The following is a 23,170-nucleotide window of genomic DNA, read 5'->3' as shown; positions in this document are numbered from 1 at the left end:
CGCCATGCGCACATCCCGTTCGCTCTGCCTGGCGGCGGCCGTGCTCGCCGTCACCGGTTCCCTGGCCGCGTGTGGCGACTCGGACTCCGGCTCGGCCGGTACGACGTTGCACGTCGTGAGTTGGAAGGGCGGCGGCGCCGAACCGGCCAACGTGGCCGAGATCAACGCCGCCTTCCAGAAGGCCCACCCCGACATCACACTCGACTTCAGCTACGTCCCACCCAATGACGTCTACCAGCAGAAACTGCAGTCCCAGCTGCTGGCCGGCAACGCGGCCGACGTCATCATGGTGGACCCGCAGAAGGTGCAGGCCTGGGGCAAGTCCGGCTACCTCGCCGACCTGGGCCAGCAGGGCTGGGCGACCGGGATCTCGCCGTCGGTCAAGTCGTTCGTCAGCTACCAGGACAAGGTCCTCGCCTCGCCGATGGAGCTGAGCCCGGTCGGCGTCTACGTCAACCTGGACATCCTCGCCAAGGCCGGAATCTCAGCACCGCCGACGGACTTCCCGTCGTTCCTCGACGCGCTCGGCAAGCTCAAGTCGGCCAAGCAGCCCGGCTACTCCTTCCCCGACGCGCAGGGCTACATGGCCGAGTTCGTGATGCTGATGTCGGCTGCCACGACCGTGTACCAACAGACTCCGGACTGGGACCAGCAGTTCCTGCAGGGCAAGGTGACCTTTCCCCAGTCCTTCACCGAACCGCTGGAACAGATCGAGCAGCTCGGCAAGAACGGCTACGTGGACTACAAGAACGCGGTCGGCACCGACGAGACCACGACCGGCCAGCCGGACTTCATCGCCGGCAAGTCGGCGTTCTTCGCCGGTGGCTCCTGGCTCGCCGCCGCGATGAAGAAGGCGCCGTTCAAGCTGGCCTTCGTCTCCTGGCCGGGCGGCGCGGCGGGCAGCAAGCCGAGCGCGCTGTTCTTCCCCGGCACGATGTGGGCGGTCAATGCCAAGAGCAAACAACAGGACGCGGCCAAGCAGTACGTCGACTTCTGGTCCAAGTCCGAGAACCTCGCGCCGTACCTGTCCGCGGAGGCCGCGATCAGCCCGTTCGGCGGTGCGGCCGCTACCGACCCACTGCTCGCGCCGATGGTCGAGGCGTACGCCGACAAGCGGTTCGCGCTGTTCCCGACCAACACCTGGGATCTGGCCGAGCCGGAGACGAAGATCCGGTCGCTGCTGCAGAACTTCCTACTGGGTAAGGCGGATGTCGCCGGCACTCTGAACGCAATCCAGGACGCGGCCAAAACAGCCGGCTCCTGACCTCTGAGCGGAAAGGCACGACTTGTTCCGGCGACGCGGTCGATACGCGGCGATCCTGTTCCTCGCCCCGGCTGTCCTGATCTACGGGTTGTTCGTCCTGTACCCGTTGGTGCGCGGCGTGTTGCTCAGCTTCACCGACAACACGGGTGGGCCGGTCAGCAACTTCGTCGGTCTGACGCAGTACAAATCACTGCTGCGGGACCCGACGGCGCTCGACGCCCTCGGCCACACCGTCCTGTACGCGGCGGTGGTGCTCGTCGTGCAGACCACGCTCGGTCTCTTCGCGGCGTCGGTGCTCGCGCACCGGCGCCGGATCCGGCGTCCGGTGAGCAGTCTGTTGTTGCTACCGGCCCTGATCTCTCCGGTGATGGCCTCGTTCATCTGGTCCTACCTGTACCGGCCGGACGGCGGCATCAACAACCTGCTCGGTGCCTTCGGACTGCAGGCGTTGCAGCGAGTCTGGTTGGGAGACACCTCGATCGCCCTGTACGCGGTCGCGGTCGTCAACATCTGGATGTTCGTCGGCTACTCGTGTGTCATCTTCCTGGCGGGGTACGCCGGCATCCCGCAGGAACTGCTGGACGCGGCCGGCATCGACGGGGCGAACCGCTGGCAGCGGTTCCGGCTCGTCGAGTGGCCTCTGCTCGCTCCGGCACTGACGGTGAACGTGACCTTGAGCCTGATCGGTTCGCTCGGGGTGTTCGACTTCCCGTTGGTGCTGACCAACGGCGGGCCGGTGGACTCGACGAACACCCTGGCGCTGCTGATCTACCGGGAACTCTTCAACAACAGCAACTTCGCCATGGGCGCGGCGACCGCCATGCTGCTGCTCGTGCTCGTCGTGGTGGTGTCGACGGCCGCAAGTGTGCTGCTGCGGAGAAGGGAGCGTGCGCTGTGAAGGCGCGGGTGCTCGACACTCTGATCGTGATCGCGGCGGTCGCATTCATCGCGCCGTTCCTGTTCACGCTGCTCGCGTCGTTCCGCACCGCCGGGGATCTCGCCCGCGCACCCCTGGGTTTGCCCCACGAGTTGACGCTCGCCAACTACCGCGTCTCGATCGACCAGATCCACTACCTCCGCAGTGCGCTCAACACGGTTTTCCTCACCCTGGCCTCCTGCCTGACGGTCTCGATCATCGGCTCGATGGCGGCGTACCCGCTCGGTCGGTTGACCTCGTCCCTCAGTTCCTTCATGTACCGCCTGTTCATGGTCGGCCTGACGGTCCCGGTCTTCGTGCTGATCGCGCCGCTGTACCTGCTGATGCGCGATCTTGGTCTGCTGGACAGCCAGTTCGGTTTGATCATCATTTACACCGCGCTGAATCTGCCGGTGGCGGTGTTCTTCTATGCCAGCTTCGTCCGGCAGATCCCGGAGGATCTCGAGGAGGCCGCCGCGCTCGACGGCTGCGGTCCGCTGCGAACGTTCTTCCTCATCGTCTTTCCACTCATGCGGCCGGTCACCGGCACTCTGCTCACGTTCGTGTCGCTGCAGGTGTGGAACAACCTGGTGATCCCACTGGTGTTCCTGCAGGATCCCGCCAAGAGCACTGTGATGGCCAACGCCTACTCCTTCGCCGACCCGCACACTCTGCAGCCGACACAGCTGTTCCCGGCGGCACTCCTCGGTGCACTGCCGCTGCTCGCGCTCTTCGTCGTCTTCCAGCGGCAGGTCGTCCAAGGCCTGACCCAAGGAGCGGTGCGGTGAGGATCCACTGATGCGGATCACCGCTGTGGAGACGTTCGTGCTGACCAATCGGCACGCACTCGTGAAGGTGTCCACCGATGAAGGTGTCGCGGGCTGGGGCGAATGCACGCTGGAGAACTGGGTCCGCACGGTCACGGCTGCGATCGAGCGGATGACCGAACACCTCCTCGGCGCCGACCCGCTACGCATCACGGCCCTTTGGCAGACACTTGCTCGCGGCGGCTACTACCGGGGCGGCCCGGTGCTCTCGACCGCGGTGGCCGGGATCGATCAAGCGCTCTGGGATCTCAAGGGCCGCTGGTACGACGTCCCGATTCATGAACTGCTCGGCGGCCCCACCCGCGACTCGGCCCGGATCTATGCCCACGCCAACAAACCGGGTGCCACCGGCGACCCGATCCTGGCTGCCGAACACGTTGCCGCCGGCATCGATCTGATCAAGGTGGCGCCGCAGGGCCGGATCGAGTACCTGGAGTCACCCGACCAACTCGTCGCAGACCTCGCCGCGGTCCGCGCGGCGATCGGCCCGAACATCGGCCTCGCCGTCGACCTGCACGGACGCTGCTCGGTGCCGCAGTCCAGACGACTGCTCCCACAGTTGGCATCACTAGGTATCGCGTTCGCCGAGGAGCCGCTGCGCCCCGAGCACAGCGACCTGATCGGCACGCTGGTCCAGTGCTCACCGGTGCCCATCGCGACCGGCGAACGGCTCTACTCCCGGAACGAGTTCCGCGGTGTCCTGGAGGCCGGGGTGGCGATCGTGCAGCCGGATGTCAGTCACGCGGGCGGGATCACGGAATGCTTCCGGATCGCGACGCAGGCCGAGATCTACGATGCGCAGCTCGCCCCGCACTCGCCGATCGGCCCGGTGGCGCTGGCCGCATGCCTGCAACTGGCGTTCGCCGTACCGAACTTCTACGTGCAGGAACAGTCACTGAACCTTCACCTCGGCCCGTCCGAGGCCACCGCCGTCCTCCGTGACCCCACGCCGCTCATCCCCGTCAACGGCCGAATCCCGCGCCTCGCCGGCGCCGGTCTGGGCATCGAGATCGACGAGGACGCCGTTCGAGCGGCCGTCGACACCGGCCCCCTCGAACCGGGCTCCCCGCTCTGGCACTACCCAGACGGCAGCTTCGCCGAGTGGTAGACGATGATGGCCGTTGCTATGGCTGATTCCTCGGCGACCTCGGAGGCAACCGCCGTCCCCGATGCTCCGCACGCTCGTACTGTGATCACGGTCGCGTCGCTGGGGTTCTTTCTGATCACCCTGGATATCTCGATCGTCAACGTCGCGTTGTCGCGGATCAGGGCCGAACTCGGCGGCGGGCCGACCGGACAGCAGTGGACGATCGACGGCTACACCCTGCTGTTCGCCGCGTTGTTGCTGTTCGCCGGCACTCTGTCCGACCGCATCGGCGCCAAGAAGGCCCTGCTGGCAGGCATCCTCGGATTCGGCCTCGCCTCGGCCGCGTGCGCGGCGGCCCCGACCATCGGGTCGTTGATCGCGGCCCGCTGCGCGCAGGGCGCAACCGCGGCGGTCATGCTGCCGGCATCGATGGCGCTGGTCCGCGAAGCCTTCCCCGACCCTCGCCGGCGAGCCGGCGCGCTCGGCGTGTGGGCGGTCGGCGGCGCCGTCGCCGGGCTCGTCGGGCAGCCGCTCGGAGGACTGCTCACCACAGTGGATTGGCGTTGGGTCTTCATCATCAATCTGCCTGTGTGTGCCGGGATGGTCGCGTTCCTGTTGGCGGTTAGTCCGTCACCCACCCGACCCTCCCGGTTCGACTGGTCCGGCCAGGTCCTCGCGGTCGTCGCTTTGGCGACGCTGATCTACGGACTGATCGAAGGTGGTCACCGCGGCTTCACTCGTCCCGTGGTCGTCACTGCCCTCGCGCTGGCGGTAGTCGCGCTGGCCGCTTTCCTGGTGGTGCAGGCACGTGGCCGCCAGCCGATGATGCCGCTGGAACTGTTCCACGCCCATGGATTCCGGTTGGCGCTTCCCGTCGGGTTCGCCTTCATGGTCGGAAACTACGGCAACGTGTTCGTCGTCAGCCTGTTCCTCCAGCAACACCTCGGGCTGACTCCTCTGCACGCCGGACTGGCATTCCTCCCGTCGGCCTTCTTCGCCATCGCCGGCAACCTTGCCAGCGGACCGGTCACCAACAGGTTCGGCGCCCGGATCCCGGTCGTCGCCGGCCTGCTGTCCATGGTGGTTGGTCTGGTGGCTCTGGTACTCACGGCGCACCTGGGATCGGCGGTGATCACCGCGCTGTGTGTCATCCCGATCGGCGCCGGCGGCTCTCTGGCCATGCCCTCGGTGACCGGGGTCGTCCTCGAAGGCGTCCCCGCCGAACGCGCCGGAACAGCCAGCGCCGTCTTCAACACCTTCCGCCAAATCGGCGGAGCCGTCGCCATCGCCGTCTTCGGCGCCCTGATCGCCAATCCCGACACCTTCCTCACCGGCATGCAGCTCAGCCTCGGCATAGCCGCAGCCCTACTCCTGCTCGCAGCACTCAACAGCACTCGCATCAGACCCCGTAGGAGCAGTTGACTACCGAGCCACAGGTAGCGGTCACCTGTTCAGGTGATGTCGTTCGGGTGGGAGGGTGGTGATGATGCTGCTGTCGGGCACGTCGCGAGGAGGTGGCTGGGTTGCTGGCGGTCGAGGTGTTTCTTGCTCCTTACAAGCCGTTCGTGGGGGCGTCGAAGTCTTGGGATTCGGGGCAGCAGCCGACGTGGCCGGCTAGTACGGCGACGCTGGTTGAAGGTGCGCAGGACGCCGTACTGGTTGATGGGCTGATGACTCTGGCGGAAGGGGAGGAGCTGCTTGCCTGGGTTCAGCGATCTGGCAAGCGTTTGAGTTCGGTGTATGTGACGCATGCGCACGCGGATCATTTCTACGGGCTTGAGCCTGTCCTGCGGGCCTTTCCGGAGACGCCGGTGCTGACTCATCCGGAGATCGCGGCGGCGGCTGTCGAGCAGGTTGATGCCGGTCACCAAGCGGTGTGGGAATCGTTCTTTCCTGGCCAGATCGCGGCTCAGCCGGTGACGCCGGTCGCCATGGCTGGGGACACTCTGGAGCTCGAGGAGCACACGCTCAGTTGCGTGTATCTCGGCCAGAGCGACGTCGAGCGGTCCAGCGTGGTTCATGTCTCGGAGCTGGATGCGGTGGTCGCTGGAGATGTGGCCTACAACGGGATCCACATGTGGCTGGCGGGATCGGATCCGAAGAGTCGCGCTGCCTGGATCGAGTCGCTGGATGCGATCGAACGACTCCGGCCGACGACGGTGATCGCGGGTCACAAGGATCCCGACGCACCGGACGACGACGCCGGCCGGGTGCTCGACGCGTCCCGCCAGTACATCCGCGACTTCGACGGCATCGTTGCGAACAGCGAGACGGCAAAGGAGATCATCGCGAAGATGCTGGCCAAGTACCCCGACCTCGGCAACCGCTACACGCTCACCTTCGCCGCCGACACCCAGCGACCGTAGTCATTCAGCGGTCCGGGTGAGTGTCTGCCTCGTGGAGGGCGTTGGCGAGTTGGACGCGGGACTGGATCCCGAGTTTGGCGAAGACCGCGCGCAGGTGGGTGCCGACGGTGTTGATGGAGATACCGAGGTTCGAGGCGGCCGCCTTGTTGGTGTTGCCGGCGGCAATCAGTCTCGCCACCCGTTGCTCGGCCTCGGTGAGGGCATTCCACCCCGTCGCCGGGCGCGCGACCACCTGGTCCCATTTGGTACGGCGGACGCCGTACCGCCGCATCGTGGTCGCGATCTCGTCCCGGCTGACCGTCGAGCCGATCACCTGATAGATGTCCCAGGCCTTGTCCAGTTGAACCATCGCAGCCTCTCGATCGCCCGCCGTCAGCAGTGCCTTGCCGTATGACGAGGCACCAACCGCCTGGAGCGCGGGTCGGGGGCTCGAGGCAAGTACTTCGGCGGAGCGGGCGATCAGCGCGAGATCGTGGTCGGCCCGGCCACGGAGGTTGAGGGCGATCCCTTCGAAGCTGCGGACACCGGGGTTGCGCTCGGCTCCGAGCTCGGCGACCTCGACCGCCTGCTGGGCGAACTTCGGCTCGCCGGCCGCCGTCCCGATCGCGTAGAACACCGGCATCCAGCCGGGCCACCACGGCCAGAACGAACGTGACTCAGCGGCCGCCTCGAGCAGCGGCGCGAGCACCGCCGTCGCGCGGCGCAGGTCGCCCTCGGCCGCCGCGAGCCAGCCGCGCATCAACCCTGCCGAGGGATCGCGGAAATGCTCGTCGGTGTCGGCGAGGTGCACGGCATCCTCGATCCATCGATCGGCGGCTCTGTACTCGCCGCGGACCAGCAGGACGCCGGCATGAATCATCATTGCCTCGAGCAACTGCACGTTGGTACCGAGAAGCCGCCCCTGGTCGATCAGTCCGATCGCGCCGGCGTCCGCGTCGTCGAGCCGGCCGAGGTTGAAGTCCTGCCACACCTGCGCGTAGGCCAGCGCAGGGCCGGCGCCTTCGACGGCGGCGTCGCTGTCTTTACGGGCCTGGTCGAGCAGGGTCTGCGCATGTTCGTAGCGGTCGAGGAGTTGCAATGCAGTGATTTCTTCCGCCAGGTACGACGTACCGAGCAGCGGCCGGAGTTCGCGGAAGAACCGCAGGCCCGCGTCATGCCGGCCTTCGTTCTTGGCGGCCTCACCGGACGCCTGCAAAGCAAGGGTGATTGCCTGCTGGTCGCCGGTGGCCCGCGCAGCTTCAAGAGCAAGGTGGGCTCCCTCGGCGGCCGCGGTACCGGGAATCATCCGGGTCCGTGCGAGGGACTCGGCAGCGACGAGGCGGGCGGAGGTGACGGGCGCCAGCCCGGGGAGACGTAGTACGCGATCGCAGCGCTCGGTGAGCTCGACCACCCGGCCGCCCAACCACAAGGCGCGGGCCGTCACCGTCTCGATCTCGCCGATCATGTCGGCTTCGTCGGTGCGGGCGAGCAGCTGGTCGGCGATCCGAAGCGTCTCTGCGACGTGCTGTACGCGCGACAGCACTGCCAGGCAGCGTCGGCCGATCTCGAACCACCGGTCGTGGCTCGGCCGCAGGGTACCGAAGGCCAGCTGGGCGAGCTCGGCCGCGTCGTCGGCGCTGATCGGAGCCAGCAATTCGGCCGCGGTGATCAGGATCTCTGCGCTGTCCGGGTCGCCGGCGATCGCGGCTGCCTTTATCTGGGCTGCCGCGAGCAACGGTTTGCGAGCGACGCGGAGGAGATGATCGGCGATCCTGCGGTGCAGCTCGCGTGCGGTCCGGCCGCTGATGGATGCATACACCGCCGCGCGGATCAGGTCGTGCCGGAAGGCAACGGTCCCGTCGGTTTCGGTGACCAGCCCGCTCCGCACAAGATCGTTGACGAGAGCCGGTGTCAGGTCGGGCTGGAGCATGGCGAGATCGTCGATCGGCAGGGGACTCCCGGCGGCGGCGAGTAGTTCGGCGGCCCGTCGTACGGGATCGCTGAGTTCGGCCAGCCGGCGGTGGATCGTGGCAGTGAACCCGGCCGGGACCTCATCGTCGAGCCCGTCGAGGATTTGCATGGCCAGGAACGGGTTGCCGTCCGCGGCTGTGAGGAGTTGCTGGGTGTGCCGGCTCGGTGCCTCGCCGAGCCGGTCGTGGGCCATCGCGGCGAGATCCGGACCGGTGAGCGGCCGCAGCGGCAGGTGCTGGAAACGGACGTGATCCACGCCCGCGAGCTGGGATTCCAGGTGCTGGTCGCGGCTGGTGAGGACCCACAGGACCGGCAGGCCGACCAGCCGGGGGATCAACGAGCGCAGCAGGAAGAGGCTGATCCGGTCGGCCCACTGGAGGTCGTCGATCGCGATCACCAGCGGCCCGGCGGTGGCGGCCTTTTCCAGGTACGACGCAATCCGGTCGGCGAGCACCAGCGTTCCGGACAAGCCGACCAACTCGTAGTCGTCGGCCGAGATCAGTGGGTCACGACCTGAGCGCAATACGGCGATGACCGGCGCACCGGGGGAGACCTGCTCGAGCTCGTCGCATTTCGTCTGGGATACGCGGAACCGCTGTGCCGCGGCCTGCCGGCAGATCTCGGCCAGCACCGCACTCTTTCCGATCCCGGCCGGGCCGGTGACGAGCACGATGCCTGACGAATCAGTCGCGCGCACGCGTCGTACGGCGCTCAACGCCAACCCCAGCGGTTCGCTGCGTCCGCGGAGCGGCCGCCGTTCGCCCATCGTCCCCTCCGCTCTCGTCCCAGACCATGGAATCAGACCACAACAAGACCACGCAGAGCTGCCTGCCGACGGTCAGGCGAGCACGCCGCCGACGTCGGCGGCGAACGCGGCGGTTTGATCAGGGGGTACCGGAAGCCGGAACTGTTGTCGGACCTGGGTGGTGAGCGTGCGGCGGTGGAGCGCTGGCGGACTGTTGCTGGTCCTCGTGCTGGCTGGTTGTGCGAGTCCGGATCAGAAGATCCGGGACGCTGCGGCGCAGTCGGCGCGGGAAGCGGTCTCCGAGGTCAACACCACCCGGCTGGTGGTTGAGCAGTTGCGATCGCATCAGCTCTGGTCGCAGCCGGCCGGCCGGATGGTCGTCGACGCGGAGAAGGGCCTCGGTACGGCGGTGACCTCGTTCGAGTCGCAGCAGCCGCAGACCGAGGGATCGGCGCGACTGTACGAGCAGGTCGTCAAGGCGCTCGACGACGCGCAGACCACGGTCACCGCCGTTCGGATTGCGCTGGGCAACGACGACCTTACGGCGGCCGGCGAGCAGCTCGACGCGCTGAAACGAGCGGCCGATGCTCTCGGGGAGCTGTCCCGGTGAAGAAGCTCCTCGGGGTCACGCTCGGGATCCTGACTGCGATCGGCGGCTTCGTCGACATCGGTGACCTGGTCACGAACGCGCTGGTCGGTGCCCGGTTCGGCATGCACATGGCCTGGGTCGTGATCGTCGGCGTGCTCGGGATCATCGTGTACGCCGAGATGACCGGCCGGATCGTGGCGATGTCCGGGCGGCCGGTGTTCGACCTGATCCGGGAACGCCTCGGTCCGCGGACCGGTCTGATCGCCCTGGTTGCGTCCTTCCTCGTCACCTTGCTGACTCTGATCGCCGAGATCGGCGGGGTGGCTCTCGCGTTCGAGCTGGCCAGCGGAGTCAGCTATCTGTTGTGGATGCCGCTGGCGGCACTCGCGGTGTGGCTGGTGATCTGGCGGGTCAAGTTCTCGCGACTGGAGCAGGTCTTCGGTCTGCTGGGACTGTTGCTGATCGTGTTCGCGGTCGCGTTGTTCAAGCTCGGTCCGGACTGGGGCCAGTTGTTGCACCAGGCAACCAGTCCGCATCCGACCGGTCACGAGGGCTGGGCGACGTACGCCTATTACGCGATCGCCCTGTTCGGCGCCGCGATGACGCCGTACGAGGTGTTCTTCTTCTCCTCCGGAGGGGTCGAGGAGAAGTGGACGCGGCGCGACCTGGGGACCGAACGGACGAACGTGTTCATCGGGTTCCCGCTCGGTGGGCTGCTGTCCCTGTCGATCATGGGGTGCGCCGCGGTGCTCTTCCTGCCCGCCGGGATCCAGGTCGGCACGTTGGGCCAGGTCGCGCTGCCGGTGACGGTTGCCCTGGGCAAGATCGGGTTGGCGGTCGTGCTGATCGGAATGTTCGCGGCGACGTTCGGCGCGGCGCTGGAGACGGCGCTGTCGTGCGGGTACACGATCGCGCAGTACCGCGGGTGGCAGTGGGGCAAGTTCGTCCGCCCGCGCGAGGCGTCTCGCTTCCACGTCGTCATCATCGTCTGCTTGGTCCTCGCGGTACTGACCTTGCTCACCGCGGTGGATCCGGTGAAGGTGACCGAGTACTCCGTCGTGTTCGCGGCGATGGCGTTGCCGCTGACATATTTGCCGATCCTCATCGTTGCGAACGATCCGGACTACGTGGGCCGCGAAACGAACGGTCGGGTGCGCAACGCGCTCGCTCTGGTCTATCTGGCGCTGCTGATCGTCACCTCAGTTGCCGCCATACCGTTGATGATCGTCACGAAAGCAGGTCAATGACCATGCCGAACGAGTCCGGACGCGTACTCCACGCCCAGTTGCATCTCCTGGACCGGCAGCTGATCGACCAGGCCGACGGCCACCTCGCCGGCAAGATCGACGACGTCGAGCTCGACCTCGACGCGGATCCGCCGGTGGTCGCCGCGCTGATCTCCGGCCGCGAACGCATCACCGCGCGACGGATCGCCGAGATCGACACGGCCGTGACGGTCCAGGTGCAGGACCTGGACCTCGACTACTACGACGAATGGGTCGAGCGCCACGTGATCGACAAGATCCCCGGAGCGGGACATGCGGCTGAATGAACTCCTCGGACATCGCGTCCACGACAGCGCCGGTGACGACATCGGCGGAGTGGCCGACGTACGCCTGATTCAGGACGGACCGCTGCTCACCTCGATGCAGCGTGCGTTACGCGTCGACGGCTTGATCGTCGTCGAGAACCACACCACCCGCCTGTTCGGCTACGAACGCCACCTCGGTCCGGCCCTGCTCCGCCGCCTGGTCCACTCCCGACTCGGCGCAGTCTGGTACCTGCCCTGGACCGAGGTCGAGCAGATCACCACCGGAGTCGTCACCGCCCGCCGCGGCCGCGCCGACCTACAACCCCTGGAAGAAACCTCCCGCTACTGAGAGGGCGCTCGCCGACGATGCTCAGGCGTGGTTGCCGTCGAGGAGTTCGTGGATCTGCTCGAGGGCCTTCTGGATGTCGGGATGGTCGTACTGCGCGGCGCGGGACTCGGCGCTGATCACGCCACAGCGATGGACGCGGCGGAAGTCGCCGTACGGGAACTCGTAGTGGCCCTTGGTTTCCTCGCCCTTGTCGGTGTCGACGCCGAGGAACCACAGGCTGTAGTCGCTCCAGCCGTGCTTGTCCAGGTATGCGTTCTGCTCGTCGGCGGTCGGCGCGTGCTCACTCCAGTCGTCCCGCTCGTCCTTGACCGTCTGCCCCTTACCGACCAAATACTTCGCGTGCGCGAGCGCCTTCTCATTCAGCTTCACAGTCATGTCGCGCCAGTACCCGCTGACCGCCACCCCACGCGCGTTTCTTCCCGGACACCCGGGGGTACCGGCTGGCACGTAGGCGTGGACGCATGACTTGGAGGAGGACCGGATGGGCAGGATCGCTTTCCTGGTGGCCGCGGAGGGGATCGAGCGGGTGGAGTTGACGCAGCCGTGGGAGGCGGTCAAGGACGCCGGACACGAACCGGTTCTGATCAGTCCGGAGAGTGGTCAGGTCCAGACGTTCGACCATCTGACGGCGGCGGAGAAGCTGCCGGTCGATGCCGTCGTCGGTGACGTCTCGGTGGATGAGTTCGCGGCCCTCGTCCTGCCTGGCGGCGTGGCCAATCCCGACGCCTTGCGCCGCGACGGTACGGCGGTTGCCTTTGTCAAGGATTTCGTTGCCTCGGGCAAACCGGTCGCCGCGATCTGTCACGCGCCCTGGACGCTGATCGAGGCCGATGTCGTTCGTGGGCGCACGCTGACGTCGTGGCCGAGCCTGCAGACCGACCTCCGCAACGCGGGCGCGACCTGGGTTGACGAACAGGTCGTCACCGACGGCAACCTCATCACCAGTCGCAACCCGGACGACCTGCCCGCCTTCAGTGCAACGTTGCTCAAGGCACTCGCCTGAACATGTTCGATGGATTCCTGCTCGACGAGGTGGAGGTCGCGGGGGTTCGGATTCGGGTCCGGCGGGGAGGCGCTGGACCCGCTGTCGTGCTTTTGCACGGGCATCCGCGCACCCACACCACCTGGTACGCCGTGGCCCCGCGGCTCGTCGCAGCCGGCTTCACGGTCGTGTGTCCGGACCTGCGCGGGTACGGCGAATCCGGGAAACCGCTGACCGATGCGGACCACACGCCGTACTCGGCGCGTGCGATGGCCGGTGACATCGTCGGGCTGATGGAGCTCCTCGGGCACCGCCAGTTCGCGGTCGTCGGGCACGATCGCGGGATGCGGGTGGCCTACCGCGCGGCCCTCGATCATCCGGACCGGGTGGCGAAGCTCGTGGTCATCGACGGGATACCGACGGTCGAGGCGATGGAGCGGTGCGACGCCACCTTCGCCGAGGCCTGGTGGCATTGGTGGTTCTTCGCACAGTCCGCCAAGCCGGCCGAGCGCGTCATCTGTGCGGATCCAGAAACCTGGTACGACGCCTGGACGACGAACGGCCCGGATCACCTCGGTCCGGAGAACCACGCCGACTTCCTGGCGGCCATTCGCAACCCCGCGACCGTGCACGCCATGCTCGAGGACTACCGCGCCGGCGTGGGCATCGACCGTCGCCACGACGAGGAAGACCGTGCCGCGGGACGGCAGATCACCTGTCCAGCGATGATGTTGTGGTCCACCCAGGACGACATGGAGGAGCTGTACGGCGACCCCCTGGCGATCTGGCGTCCGTGGTGCCCGCAGATAGTCGGCCACGGTATCGACTCGCCCCACCACGTCGCCGAGTACGCACCGGCGGAACTCACCGAAAGCCTCCGCACCTTCCTCGCCCCGGGCGACTGAGCGCCGACAGGGAGTGGTTGGTGGGTCGGGACTCCGGCTCGGAAGTACGGTTGCCGCATGGTGTCGAGGCGGAGCTGGGTCGAGCAGATCATGGGTCTGCCGGTCAGTGTGCTGGCCCGTGGGGAGCGGGCGGAGTCTGCGCAGGCGGACGCGGCGGTGCGGGAGGTCTTTGCGGAGCTGGTCGAGGTCGATCGGGTGTTCTCGCCGTACAAGACAGACAGCGCGGTCAGTCGGCTGGCGCGTGGAGAGCTGAGTTGGGGCGACGTCGATCTGGTCGTGCGGGAGGTGGCCGACCGGTGTGTGCGGGCCCGCGAGCTGACCGGCGGGCTGTTCGACGCCGAGTTGCCGGGCGGCGGATGGGACCCGTCGGGGCTGGTGAAGGGCTGGGCAGTCGAACGCGCGGGAGAACGATTGCGCGAAGTCCCTGACCTGGACTGGTGCCTGAATGTCGGGGGCGACGTTCTCGTCGTGTCCCCAAGTAATCGTCCGTTCACGGTCGGAATCCAGGACCCGCGTGATCCCGGGCGAGTGGTCGCAACCCTGGCGCGGACCGACGGCGCTGTCGCCACCAGCGGTACGGCGGCCAGAGGGGCACACCTGTACGACCCACGAACCGGCAATGCCGTGGACGCTCAGTGGCTGTCGGTGTCGGTGTGCGGTCCGTCCCTGGAGTACGCCGATGTGCTCGCGACCGCGGCGTTCGTCGCCGGCCAGGACTGGCCTGGTGTGCTCGCGGCGCTGCCCGGGTACGAAGGACTGGGTATTCTTGCTGACGGCAACCTTTTTGCGACGGACGGTTGGCCCTCGAGCGAAGCGGCGGCAGGATGACAGGGAGTCGGATCCTTCTGATCGAGGACGACGCAGATCTCGCCGGCCTGCTCGATCGGGTGCTGGCCGACGAGGGGTACGCCGTGACCCGGGCCGGCGACGGTCACACCGGACTACACATCGCACTGACCCAGCCGTTCGAGGCGATGATCGTCGACCGCGGCCTGCCGGCCGTCGAGGGCCTGGATCTGATCGCGAGATTGCGCAGCCGTGGCGTCAGTACGCCGATCCTGGTGTTGTCCGCGCTCAGCCGGACCGAGGACCGGGTCGACGGCCTGGACGCCGGAGCCGAGGACTATCTGGCCAAGCCGTTCGAGCTCACCGAGTTGCTGGCGCGCCTGAGGGCTCTCTTACGCCGGCACCTCGACCACGCCCGTCAGCTGAACATCCCAGGTGGTTCCCTCGACCTCGCCACCCGCAGCGTACGACGTACTGATGGCGAGACCGTGGAGTTGTCCGAGCGTGAGGCGGCGTTGCTCGGTCTGCTGGCAGCGCGGCCCGGTGTCGTGTTCAGCCGTGGCGAACTGCTCGACCTTGTCTTCGACGACGCGGAGTCGGAGACCGTCGTCGACACCTACGTCCACTACTGCCGGCGGAAGCTCGGGCGCGGAGTGATCAGCACTGTCCGCGGCCTCGGTTACCGGCTGGGCAGTTCATGAGCGCGCGGCCGATCGGTGACGAGATCCTTGTCCGCAGAGCCGCTCGTGGCGTCGCCGTCCAGGTCGCGGCTCTGGTCGCGGTGGCGATGCTGCTGCTGATCGCGTCGGTAACGATCGTCGTGGTCCGCAGCCAAGCGGGTGCGGCCGACGACCTGCTCCGGTCCGCGATCGCGACAGCCGATGACGTCGGCGACCCACCGGCCGGCATGTGGCTGGCCATGACCGGCCCTGCCGGTACGTCGGTGACACCCGGGCTGCCGGACGGCCTTCTCCCCGAATTGGCCGCGATGCGAACCGGCGCCGGCGCGCAGGTTCGACTGATCACCGTGGAGAGCGGCGCCGGTGAGTACCGCATCGCCACCGCGATCATCAAGGGCAGGCCGGTCCAGGCTGTGCTCGATCTGGCGACGGCGCATCAGGAGCGTGCGCGGCTGCTCGAGGCCATGGGGTTGGCGTCGGCCCTCGCTCTCCTGTTCGCGGCGCTGCTCGGCATCCTGATCGGCCGCCGCGCGGTGCGGCCGTTGGCGCAGGCACTCACCCTGCAAAGGTCGTTCGTGGCCGACGCCGGTCACGAGTTGCGGACGCCACTGACGTTGCTGAGCACGCGGGCTCAGGTCCTCGACCGTGCCCTGCGCCGCAGCACTTCGAGCGACGCGATCCTGCGCGACTCGGGTGGGGTTGTCCAGGACACCAAGCGGCTCGGCGAGGTCGTCGACGACCTGCTCGCGGCCGCCGACCCGCGCGGTGCCGAGGACCATGAGCCGGTCGATCTCGCCCGGGTCGCCGAAGATGTCGCAGACAGCGCTGGAGCCCACGCACACCAGGCCGGCGTACGGCTGCGGTGGCAGGCGGACGAGGGCAGTCTGCTGGTCCTGGGTGCGACCAGCGCAATCCGCCGAGCGACGATCGCACTGGTCGACAACGCCATCGACCACACCCCGGTCGACGGCGAGGTGCGGATCGCCGTACGACGGCAGCGGGGTGACGTGATCCTCGCCGTCAGTGACACCGGGCCCGGGATCGGACCGGAGCAGGCACAACGGGTCTTGCGCCGATTCGACACGGGCGGGCATCGCGCCGGCCGGGCACACTACGGCTTGGGCCTGGCGCTGACCCACGATGTCGCGAATCGGCATGGTGGCCAGCTCCGGCTGGCTCCGAGCGAGGTCGGCGCGACCTTCGAACTGGTCCTGCCCGCGTTCGAGGTACCGGGTCACAGGAAAGCCTAAGATTTCGCGGTCATAGTCGTAGCATGACGAACCGCGCTGTCGAGCAGGCCACGAGCCGGCATCGCATCGGGCATGTCCGGCGGCGGCTTCGTCGTACGCCGGTCTGGTGGCGCGACGCCATCGGCGTCCTGTGCTGGAGCAGCGCACTCGTGGTGGTTGTGCTCTGGCTGTCCGGGCGAGGGGTTCAGCTGCTCGCGTCCGGCCCGGCCGATCTGCTGACGTCGCTGGGTCGGCTGGCCGGTCTCGTGGCCGCGGACCTGCTGCTGGTACAGGTGTTCCTGATGGCGCGGGTGCCGATGGTCGAGCGGAGCTACGGGCAGGACGAGCTGGCCCGCCGACACCGGCTGGTCGGTTTCTGGTCCTTCAACCTGTTGATAGTCCATGTCGGCTTGATCCTTGCGGGATACACGCTCCGCGATCACAACAATCTTCTGCGTGAGACGTGGAACGTCGTCACGACGTACGGCGGAATGCTGCTCGCGGTCGCGGGAACCGTCGCGTTGACGGTCGTCGTCGTCACTTCGGTCCGGGCGGCGCGCCGGGCGTTGCGGTACGAGTCGTGGCACCTGCTGCACCTCTATGCGTACGTCGGGGTAGGGCTCTCCGTCCCGCACGAGATCTGGACCGGCCAGGACTTCACGACGTCATCGGTGGCGCGGGTCTATTGGTGGTCCGCATACGGCGTCGCCCTCGCTGCGATCCTGCTCTACCGCGTCGCCCTGCCGGTGTGGCGGACCCTTCGGCACGGGCTCTCGGTGCGCGAGGTCGTCCGCGAAGGTCCCGGCGTGGTGACGGTCACGCTCGCCGGTCGTGGTCTGCATCGGCTGCCGGTGCAGGCGGGTCAATACTTCGTCTTCCGGTTCCTCGACGGCCCCGGGTGGTCGCGCGGCAACCCGTACTCCCTGTCCGCGTCGCCCGCGCCCGACCGTCTCCGGGTGACCGCGAAGGCGGCCGGTGACGGAAGCAGCCGGCTGGCCGGATTGCGGCCAGGTACCAAGGTCGCGATCGAGGGCCCGTACGGTCGATTGACCGGCGAGCGCCGCCTGACCGACAAGCTCGCGATGTTCGCCTGCGGTATCGGGATCACACCGCTACGGGCGTTGCTGGAGGAGCTCGACTATCGGCCGGGTGACGCCGTTCTGGTGTACCGGGCCCACGAGGTCGAGGACCTGGTGTTCCGTGACGAGCTCGACCAGTTGGCACGTCGCCGCGGCATCACGGTTCATTACCTGCTTGGCCGGCGGATCCGGGACCGGCAGTCGTGGCTGCCGGAGAGTGCCGCGGCCTGGTCCGACGAGGCCGCGCTGCGGAAACTCGTCCCTGACATCGACCAGTACGACGTCTACGTGTGCGGTCCTGATCCGTGGATGGACGCGGTGGTTGCAGCCGCCCTTGGAAGCGGTCTTCCGCCGAACCAGTTGCATCAAGAGCGGTTCTCGTGGTGAGAGGAGTACGTGCGTGAGGCGCGGAATCAAACTGGTCATGTCGGCCGCGACGTTGGTGGTCGTCGGGGTGGCAGCGAGGGCGGGCGCACAGCCGGCGACCACCGCGGTGTCATCGGTGCAGGTCGAGCAACCCGGGCCGTCTTCCCATCGGTCCGCCGCCCGGACCGCACCGGCGAGCCGACCGAGTCCCACCGTCCACGCATCGGCACACCCGTCCACGCCGGCACCTACGCCGAAATCGACGCCGAAATCGACGCCGACGCCGACGTCCGTGATCGTGGCCGGTGGCGTGGCCCAGACCGAGTACGGGCCGGTTCAGGTCCAGATCAGCGTGCGCAGCGGCCGGATTACCAGTGCGCGTGCCCTGGCCCAGCCGAGCGGGGACGGACGAACCGACGCGATCAACAGCTACGCCGTACCGCAACTGGTCCAGGAGACCGTTGCCGCGCAGAGCGCGCGGATCGACACGGTGTCCGGAGCGACCTTCACGTCCGAGGGGTACCGGCAATCGCTGCAGTCCGCCCTCGACGCGGCCCATCAAGCCGGCGCGCGATGAGGACCCATGCCGCGCGGCTGCGGCGCAACGCGGCGGTGATCGGAGCCTCGGCGGTACTGATCGGCCTGCTCTTTCTGTACCCGACGAGCACGAACCGGACCGACTCGCCGACGGCCACCGCGGCCGCACCGGGCGTCGTCAGCACCCGACCCGCGACCGGGACCACGACGGTGAACGGTACGTCGGCCGACACCCGGTACGGACCGGTGCAGGTCCGGATCACGATCCGCTCGCAGCGTCTGGTCGCGGTCACCGCGCTCGTCTATCCGTCGTCGGGAGGGCGCGACCGGGAGATCAGTTCGTACGCGCTGCCTCAGTTGGAGCAGGAGGCGATCGCGGCCCAGAGCGCACAGATCGACACCGTGTCGGGCGCGACGTTCACCTCCGACGGCTACCGGCGTTCGCTGCAGGCAGCCCTGGATGCCGCCCACCTGAAGGGCTGAGGGGCTCCAAGAAACCCCCAAGAACTGACTGCGACCGTTGCAACTCCATTCCAGCGCCCCGAAGGAATCTGATGCACACAGTCAATGGCCTGCCCGCCCATGTCCTCCTTGTCCATGCCATCGTCGTGTTGTTGCCGCTGTCAGCGGTGTTGCTCGCGCTCACCGCGATCTGGCCGGCCGCACGACGTCGGCTGGCCGGACCTAACGCGATCCTGGCGCTACTTGTCGTCGTACTGGTACCGATCACGACCAGCGCGGGGGAGTGGCTCGAACACCAATTGGCGCCCAACGCCCTCATCAGCCGCCACGCCGAACTCGGCGACACCGCCCTTTATGCCGCCCTTGCCGTCGCCGTACTGGCGCTGGTCGTCTGGTGGCGGCAACGCGAAGCCAACGGCTCGAGCCCGGTGAAGCGCGCCTACCTGGCACCGACCTCGGGCATTGTCACAACCGTCGTGACAGTAGTCGCCGTCCTCGTCGCGGGCACAGCTGTGTACGACGTCGTCAGGATCGGTGACTCCGGCGCCAAGGCGAGCTGGAGTGGGTGGGCCACCGGATCCTGACCGAGGCGTCCGGCCTCCTGCGGTCTCAGAAGATCCCGGCCCGCCAGGTCAGCGGACCACCAAAGCTGCTGTCGCCTGGTGGGTCAGGGATCCACTGGTAGCCGTGACCTTCACGGTGAAGGTGCCGCGCGTCGTACTCGACGTCGTTTTCACCTTCACCGTCGCGGTCCCGGGCGCAGCGACCGGACTACCGGTCCAGGTCGCGGACGCGTTCGCCGGCAGGCCCGCGGCCTTCAGACTCACCGAGCCGGCAAATCCACCGGCCGACGTCACGTTGACGGTGTACGTCGCGGTTTGCCCGCGGGTGATCGTCACCGACGACGGACTCATCGTCACGGCGAAGTCCGGTCTGTTGACGACCAGCGTCACCGCAACCGAGTGACTGAGCCCGCCGCTGACGCCAGTCACCGTGAGGACGTAGGTCCCGGCGGGCGCGGTAGCCGAAGTCGTGACAGCGAGCTGCGCTGTCCCGCTGCCGTGCACAACTGCCGGACTGATCGCCAGGGAGCCGACACTGCCCGGTAGGCCGGCGGCAGACAGCGTCACGTCGCCGGCAAAACCGTTGGCCGGAGCAACAGCGACCGTGTACGCGGTCGCCACCCCCGCGTTCACCGTGCGTACGCCAGGAGTCGCGGTGATGCTGTAGTCCGGCGGGGGTACGACCGTCAGCGAGGCCGACGCAGTATGGCTTACAGCGCCGCTCGAGCCTGTGATGACGAGCGAGTTGGTGCCCGTGGTCATCGGGGCGGCGACTGTGAGCGTGACTGCGCCGGCACCACCGTGGACTACCGGTGGATCGAAGGTCCCGGGCAGCCCGCTCAGTGAGAGCGCGACATCCCCGCTGAATCCGCCACTACTCGTGACTGTCACGGTGTAGGTCGCAGTCCCACCGGGCTGGACGGTCACCGACGCCGGCGCCACACTCAGCCCGAAGTCCGGCGTACTGCGCAGCCAGTTGAACGAAGCCAACGCGTCGAGGCGCCCGGTGCCATAGTCGTTGTCGGCGCCCGGCGGACCCAGATCGACGACGCCGGCCTGCAGTGCTGCCTGCTGACGATCAGCCGGCAGTCCCGGGGTGGCCTGGAGGAGCAGCGCCAGCGCTCCGGCGACCTGGGGTGCGGCCAGCGACGTACCGGAGGCGTTCAGGTAGCCGCCGTACAGATCGGTCGTCCGGATATCTGTGCCTGGGGCAACCAGCTGCGGGTAGGTCGCCTGCGTACAGGCGGACGGTCCGCGGCTGCTGTACGGATCGATCGACCCGCTGCCGTCCACCGAGCCGACCGCGAGTGCCTCCGGGTTGTTCGCCGGGCTGGCCGAGGTTCCGGCCGCCGGTCCGTAGTTGCCGGCGGCAAAGACCGGCAGGATGCCCGCAGCGCGGAGGTTGCGCAGGTCCGGCTGGAACTCCAGGCTGCAACTGCCCGCGGTCATCGTCCAGGAGTTGTTCACCACGTTCGGTGCGTCGGCCGTCGCCGGGTTGCCGTCCGGGTCGAGCAACCACTGGTAGCCGAGGTGGATCGCGGTCGACGAGGCCTGCCCGCGATCGTTGAAGATCTTGACCGCGATCCAGCGCGCGTCCGGCGCGACACCGATCGACGACCCGCCGGCGTCTCCGCCGACCATCACACCCATGGTCTGCGTGCCGTGGCCGATCAGGTCGATCGGCGTGGCCGGATGCTGTCCGTTCGGGTCGTACCAGCTGTTGCCGCCACCACGCCAGCGCGCCGCCAGTTCCGGATGACCGATGTCCACGCCGGTGTCCATCGACGCGACGACCATGCCCTGACCGCGGTATCCGAGGTTCCACAACGCCGGTGCGTTGATCTGGTCCACGTTCGGTTCGACGGCTGCCGCAGCCGAGACGCTCGGCGCCAGAACCGTCGTACTCGGCCGGACCTCGCGGACCTCGGGTCGGCCCGCCAGTTCCGTCGCGACGCTGGAGCGGACCCGGGCACTGATCGCGTTGGTGATCCACAGCGGGACGATCGAGGTCACCCGCCCCTGCTTCCGGCGTACGGCGAGCAACTGCCGGGCGCCGGCCTGCGTCGCGTCCGCATGGTCCCGCAACACCTTCTCCAGTTGGCGAAGCCGCTCGCCGCGGTTCGGTGTCGCGACCGTGGGGGCGTCCTGTGACTTCATCACCACGACGACATCGACGAACGGATCGGCCGCCGGGCCGGCGAGAGCCTGTCCGGACAGCCCGAGTGACGCGATCACCACGACCGCAAGAGACCTCATCGTGAACCTCCAGGACCTCGAACAAGCCGCCAGGCACACACCACGACACCAAGCTCCAGCAGGAGCAACGCGGCGCCGTCGACGTACGGCGCCAGCCTGCGTCCGGGCGCCGACCGGGTTGCCGGTGCCGACACCTGCCAGTCGATCGGTACGGCGTAGTCGCCGTCGGCGCGATGCAGTACGGCGACCATCCGCACAACTCCGGCCGAAGGAGCGCGATACGTCGCGAAGTAGCGAGTGGTGGTCAGTCGCTGCAGGACCACACTCTGATCGCCGATGCGCAGGTCGACACCACCAAGCGGAGCCGGGGCGGGTCGGCGACTGCTGTCCGCCAGCACAGTCACCCAGTTCACCCCAGGCTGGTTCGGTGTCGCCGATACCGTGACTACCAGGTCCGCCACGAAGCCGCTGCGGGTGACCTCCGGGGCGACGGCGGACGGCGTACTCACCGGAGGCGCCTGCCCGACGAGTGCGGCCACAGCCACCAGCAGGAGCGCACCGACGGCCGCCTCACCCGCGATCGTTGCTCGCGGCACAGAGCGTCTGCGCAGCCGCCAGGCATTGAGCAACCCCAGCAGACCCATCGCCACCAGCAGGCCGCTCTTCAGCAGAAGGAAGCGCCCGTACGGTGCGGCCAGGATGCTTCGAGGGGTGGCCACCTCGACACCGGCGCCGTAAAGCCCTGACACCACGACGATCAGAACGCTTCCGGCTGCCAAGACGGAGAACGGACCTCGGCAGCTCTTCACCAACTCGGCACGCGGTCCGCGCCAGAAGACGACGAGCAGCGCGGGAACCGCCCCCAGCCAGAGCAGCCCGGCGAAGGCGTGGACCGCATCGGCGATCAGCGCGAAGAGCCGACCGGACGGCAGCGCCGCCGCGTGACTGCCCAGAGCCTCGAGCCACATGAGTACGCCGAGAGGTACCAGGAGCATCGCCGCCACGACCCACTCCGCGAGCACGAGCCACACCAGGGCGCACAGCACGGCCAGGGTCAGCAGCCGGAGCCCGGAGTGATGTATGCCCATGGCAACGACTGTGCAGGCGAGCGCAGCGATCAGCAGTCGGCGGCGTGCGGCCAGTGCGGTCGGATCCGACGGCGTGCGAAGGACGAAGATCACGATCGCCAGTGGCCCGACCACGCCCGCGAGCGCAAGCAACCAGATCCACCGTTGTACCAGTCCTCCGGAACCACCGGAGGTAGCTGTCGGCAACGACATCCCGGGGCGTCCGATCGAGAAGGTGACCGTCCCGGTCGAGGTGTGCCCGTCACGAGCCGACACGGCCTCCCACAGCAGGCCGTAGGAACCACGAGCCAGGCTGGGCAGCTCCATGGCGATCACCCGCGGATCGCCGGAACCTCGCACCAGTTGGGTTTCCGGCACAGTGCCACCGTGCTCGTCGACGAGTCGCGCAGTACTGCGGGATGCCGCGATATCCCCGCTGAACCAGAGCTGGGCCAGGCCCGGAGACTCGGCGAGTACGGCCCCGTCGGCCGGATCCGCGCGCACCAGTTCGGTGTGGGCAGCGGCGACCGCCGGCAGCCCGCAGAGGATCAGCACGCCGGCGAGTGTCAGCAGACAGCGGCGCCACACGGCTCCCCCTCCTGTCGGTTGCCGGGACAGCGCACCGACATCTGACGATAGGAACCGTGGCCGGCGCCCGACCCGATTCATGACACGACGGTCATTTCATGACCGG

23 protein-coding genes are annotated in these 23,170 nt (G+C 68.0%); 19 read left to right on the top strand and 4 right to left on the bottom strand.

All coding sequences use genetic code 11. The features are described 5' to 3' along the window. Window positions 1-4 precede the first annotated feature (4 nt). The 6 genes from ACWF4Z_RS14195 to ACWF4Z_RS14170 all read left to right on the top strand — a co-directional run bounded on the left by ACWF4Z_RS14195 (window position 5) and on the right by ACWF4Z_RS14170 (window position 6,460). Window positions 5-1,264, top strand: a complete 1,260-nt coding sequence (locus tag ACWF4Z_RS14195) for an ABC transporter substrate-binding protein (protein WP_452243437.1) — start codon at window positions 5-7, stop codon at window positions 1,262-1,264. Window positions 1,265-1,286: 22 nt separating this feature from the next. Further along, a complete protein-coding gene (locus ACWF4Z_RS14190; RefSeq protein WP_452243436.1) occupies window positions 1,287-2,162 on the top strand; it encodes a carbohydrate ABC transporter permease in 876 nt (291 codons plus the stop codon). After that, on the top strand, window positions 2,159-2,968 hold the full coding sequence (locus tag ACWF4Z_RS14185) for a carbohydrate ABC transporter permease (RefSeq protein WP_452243435.1): 810 nt from the start codon (window positions 2,159-2,161) through the stop codon (window positions 2,966-2,968). The genes ACWF4Z_RS14190 and ACWF4Z_RS14185 overlap by 4 nt, the downstream gene beginning before the upstream one ends. 10 nt (window positions 2,969-2,978) lie before the next feature. After that, window positions 2,979-4,115 carry a galactonate dehydratase gene (gene dgoD, locus ACWF4Z_RS14180; RefSeq protein WP_452243434.1) on the top strand — a complete coding sequence of 379 codons (1,137 nt, stop codon included), beginning with the start codon at window positions 2,979-2,981 and terminating at the stop codon, window positions 4,113-4,115. An 18-nt stretch (window positions 4,116-4,133) separates the two neighbouring features. After that, a complete protein-coding gene (locus ACWF4Z_RS14175; protein ID WP_452243433.1) occupies window positions 4,134-5,516 on the top strand; it encodes an MFS transporter in 1,383 nt (460 codons plus the stop codon). Between the two features lie 92 nt (window positions 5,517-5,608). Further along, window positions 5,609-6,460: an MBL fold metallo-hydrolase gene (locus tag ACWF4Z_RS14170; RefSeq protein WP_452243432.1), complete on the top strand. Its 852-nt coding sequence runs from the start codon at window positions 5,609-5,611 to the stop codon at window positions 6,458-6,460. 4 nt (window positions 6,461-6,464) lie between these two features. On the opposite strand, the gene ACWF4Z_RS14165 is transcribed toward ACWF4Z_RS14170, so the two are convergent. Then, window positions 6,465-9,176: an ATP-binding protein gene (locus ACWF4Z_RS14165; protein WP_452243431.1), complete on the bottom strand. Its 2,712-nt coding sequence runs from the start codon at window positions 9,174-9,176 to the stop codon at window positions 6,465-6,467. Window positions 9,177-9,342: 166 nt separating this feature from the next. Between ACWF4Z_RS14165 and ACWF4Z_RS14160 the strand changes: the two genes are divergently transcribed. The 4 genes from ACWF4Z_RS14160 to ACWF4Z_RS14145 are packed head-to-tail and all read left to right on the top strand — an operon-like array spanning window position 9,343 to window position 11,624. Further along, window positions 9,343-9,765: a hypothetical protein gene (locus tag ACWF4Z_RS14160; protein ID WP_452243430.1), complete on the top strand. Its 423-nt coding sequence runs from the start codon at window positions 9,343-9,345 to the stop codon at window positions 9,763-9,765. Beyond that, a complete protein-coding gene (locus ACWF4Z_RS14155; RefSeq protein WP_452243429.1) occupies window positions 9,762-10,991 on the top strand; it encodes an NRAMP family divalent metal transporter in 1,230 nt (409 codons plus the stop codon). Before ACWF4Z_RS14160 ends, ACWF4Z_RS14155 begins: the two co-directional genes overlap by 4 nt. Beyond that, window positions 10,988-11,296 (top strand): hypothetical protein, encoded by a 309-nt coding sequence (locus ACWF4Z_RS14150; protein ID WP_452243428.1) that lies wholly within the window; start codon window positions 10,988-10,990, stop codon window positions 11,294-11,296. The genes ACWF4Z_RS14155 and ACWF4Z_RS14150 overlap by 4 nt, the downstream gene beginning before the upstream one ends. Further along, window positions 11,283-11,624 carry a hypothetical protein gene (locus ACWF4Z_RS14145; RefSeq protein WP_452243427.1) on the top strand — a complete coding sequence of 114 codons (342 nt, stop codon included), beginning with the start codon at window positions 11,283-11,285 and terminating at the stop codon, window positions 11,622-11,624. The genes ACWF4Z_RS14150 and ACWF4Z_RS14145 overlap by 14 nt, the downstream gene beginning before the upstream one ends. A gap of 21 nt (window positions 11,625-11,645) precedes the next feature. On the opposite strand, the gene ACWF4Z_RS14140 is transcribed toward ACWF4Z_RS14145, so the two are convergent. After that, complete coding sequence (locus tag ACWF4Z_RS14140; protein WP_452243426.1) at window positions 11,646-11,999, bottom strand: hypothetical protein; 354 nt, start codon at window positions 11,997-11,999, stop codon at window positions 11,646-11,648. 106 nt (window positions 12,000-12,105) lie between these two features. Here ACWF4Z_RS14140 and ACWF4Z_RS14135 point away from each other — a divergent pair, with 106 nt between their 5' ends. The 9 genes from ACWF4Z_RS14135 (at window position 12,106) to ACWF4Z_RS14095 (ending at window position 19,234) form a co-directional block, all read left to right on the top strand. Next, window positions 12,106-12,627, top strand: coding sequence for a type 1 glutamine amidotransferase domain-containing protein (locus tag ACWF4Z_RS14135; protein ID WP_452243425.1), 522 nt, complete (start codon window positions 12,106-12,108; stop codon window positions 12,625-12,627). Window positions 12,628-12,629: 2 nt separating this feature from the next. Further along, the gene (locus ACWF4Z_RS14130; RefSeq protein WP_452243424.1) at window positions 12,630-13,511 is read left to right on the top strand and encodes an alpha/beta hydrolase; all 882 of its coding nucleotides are present in this window, start codon (window positions 12,630-12,632) and stop codon (window positions 13,509-13,511) included. 57 nt (window positions 13,512-13,568) lie between these two features. Continuing rightward, complete coding sequence (locus ACWF4Z_RS14125) at window positions 13,569-14,339, top strand: FAD:protein FMN transferase (RefSeq protein WP_452243423.1); 771 nt, start codon at window positions 13,569-13,571, stop codon at window positions 14,337-14,339. Further along, a complete protein-coding gene (locus tag ACWF4Z_RS14120; RefSeq protein WP_452243422.1) occupies window positions 14,336-14,998 on the top strand; it encodes a response regulator transcription factor in 663 nt (220 codons plus the stop codon). The genes ACWF4Z_RS14125 and ACWF4Z_RS14120 overlap by 4 nt, the downstream gene beginning before the upstream one ends. Further along, a complete protein-coding gene (locus ACWF4Z_RS14115; RefSeq protein WP_452243421.1) occupies window positions 14,995-16,227 on the top strand; it encodes a sensor histidine kinase in 1,233 nt (410 codons plus the stop codon). Before ACWF4Z_RS14120 ends, ACWF4Z_RS14115 begins: the two co-directional genes overlap by 4 nt. 23 nt (window positions 16,228-16,250) lie before the next feature. Beyond that, complete coding sequence (locus ACWF4Z_RS14110; protein WP_452243420.1) at window positions 16,251-17,672, top strand: ferredoxin reductase family protein; 1,422 nt, start codon at window positions 16,251-16,253, stop codon at window positions 17,670-17,672. 13 nt (window positions 17,673-17,685) lie between these two features. Beyond that, window positions 17,686-18,228 (top strand): FMN-binding protein, encoded by a 543-nt coding sequence (locus tag ACWF4Z_RS14105; RefSeq protein ID WP_452243419.1) that lies wholly within the window; start codon window positions 17,686-17,688, stop codon window positions 18,226-18,228. Then, window positions 18,225-18,671: an FMN-binding protein gene (locus ACWF4Z_RS14100; RefSeq protein ID WP_452243418.1), complete on the top strand. Its 447-nt coding sequence runs from the start codon at window positions 18,225-18,227 to the stop codon at window positions 18,669-18,671. Before ACWF4Z_RS14105 ends, ACWF4Z_RS14100 begins: the two co-directional genes overlap by 4 nt. A gap of 71 nt (window positions 18,672-18,742) precedes the next feature. Next, window positions 18,743-19,234: a DUF2231 domain-containing protein gene (locus ACWF4Z_RS14095; protein ID WP_452243417.1), complete on the top strand. Its 492-nt coding sequence runs from the start codon at window positions 18,743-18,745 to the stop codon at window positions 19,232-19,234. A gap of 48 nt (window positions 19,235-19,282) precedes the next feature. Here ACWF4Z_RS14095 and ACWF4Z_RS14090 read toward each other — a convergent pair whose 3' ends face one another. Beyond that, window positions 19,283-21,469: a S8 family serine peptidase gene (locus ACWF4Z_RS14090; RefSeq protein WP_452243416.1), complete on the bottom strand. Its 2,187-nt coding sequence runs from the start codon at window positions 21,467-21,469 to the stop codon at window positions 19,283-19,285. Further along, complete coding sequence (locus ACWF4Z_RS14085; RefSeq protein ID WP_452243415.1) at window positions 21,466-23,064, bottom strand: copper resistance CopC/CopD family protein; 1,599 nt, start codon at window positions 23,062-23,064, stop codon at window positions 21,466-21,468. Before ACWF4Z_RS14085 ends, ACWF4Z_RS14090 begins: the two co-directional genes overlap by 4 nt. Window positions 23,065-23,170: the final 106 nt, after the last annotated feature.

The sequence above is a fragment of the Kribbella sp. NPDC055071 genome (assembly GCF_053608045.1).
Note: the sequence above shows the minus strand (reverse complement) of the source record. Positions and strands in the feature narration are given on the sequence as shown.

What these genes read in the sequence shown, in the direction of transcription:
- ACWF4Z_RS14195 (WP_452243437.1), top strand. Translation starts at nt 5, where the DNA reads ATGCGCACATCCCGTTCGCTCTGCCTGGCGGCGGCCGTGCTCGCCGTC.
- dgoD (WP_452243434.1), top strand. Translation starts at nt 2,979, where the DNA reads ATGCGGATCACCGCTGTGGAGACGTTCGTGCTGACCAATCGGCACGCA.
- ACWF4Z_RS14175 (WP_452243433.1), top strand. Translation starts at nt 4,134, where the DNA reads ATGGCTGATTCCTCGGCGACCTCGGAGGCAACCGCCGTCCCCGATGCT.
- ACWF4Z_RS14165 (WP_452243431.1), bottom strand. Translation starts at nt 9,176, where the DNA reads ATGGGCGAACGGCGGCCGCTCCGCGGACGCAGCGAACCGCTGGGGTTG.
- ACWF4Z_RS14150 (WP_452243428.1), top strand. Translation starts at nt 10,988, where the DNA reads ATGACCATGCCGAACGAGTCCGGACGCGTACTCCACGCCCAGTTGCAT.
- ACWF4Z_RS14145 (WP_452243427.1), top strand. Translation starts at nt 11,283, where the DNA reads ATGCGGCTGAATGAACTCCTCGGACATCGCGTCCACGACAGCGCCGGT.
- ACWF4Z_RS14140 (WP_452243426.1), bottom strand. Translation starts at nt 11,999, where the DNA reads ATGACTGTGAAGCTGAATGAGAAGGCGCTCGCGCACGCGAAGTATTTG.
- ACWF4Z_RS14135 (WP_452243425.1), top strand. Translation starts at nt 12,106, where the DNA reads ATGGGCAGGATCGCTTTCCTGGTGGCCGCGGAGGGGATCGAGCGGGTG.
- ACWF4Z_RS14130 (WP_452243424.1), top strand. Translation starts at nt 12,630, where the DNA reads ATGTTCGATGGATTCCTGCTCGACGAGGTGGAGGTCGCGGGGGTTCGG.
- ACWF4Z_RS14125 (WP_452243423.1), top strand. Translation starts at nt 13,569, where the DNA reads ATGGTGTCGAGGCGGAGCTGGGTCGAGCAGATCATGGGTCTGCCGGTC.
- ACWF4Z_RS14120 (WP_452243422.1), top strand. Translation starts at nt 14,336, where the DNA reads ATGACAGGGAGTCGGATCCTTCTGATCGAGGACGACGCAGATCTCGCC.
- ACWF4Z_RS14115 (WP_452243421.1), top strand. Translation starts at nt 14,995, where the DNA reads ATGAGCGCGCGGCCGATCGGTGACGAGATCCTTGTCCGCAGAGCCGCT.
- ACWF4Z_RS14110 (WP_452243420.1), top strand. Translation starts at nt 16,251, where the DNA reads ATGACGAACCGCGCTGTCGAGCAGGCCACGAGCCGGCATCGCATCGGG.
- ACWF4Z_RS14100 (WP_452243418.1), top strand. Translation starts at nt 18,225, where the DNA reads ATGAGGACCCATGCCGCGCGGCTGCGGCGCAACGCGGCGGTGATCGGA.
- ACWF4Z_RS14095 (WP_452243417.1), top strand. Translation starts at nt 18,743, where the DNA reads ATGCACACAGTCAATGGCCTGCCCGCCCATGTCCTCCTTGTCCATGCC.
- ACWF4Z_RS14090 (WP_452243416.1), bottom strand. Translation starts at nt 21,469, where the DNA reads ATGAGGTCTCTTGCGGTCGTGGTGATCGCGTCACTCGGGCTGTCCGGA.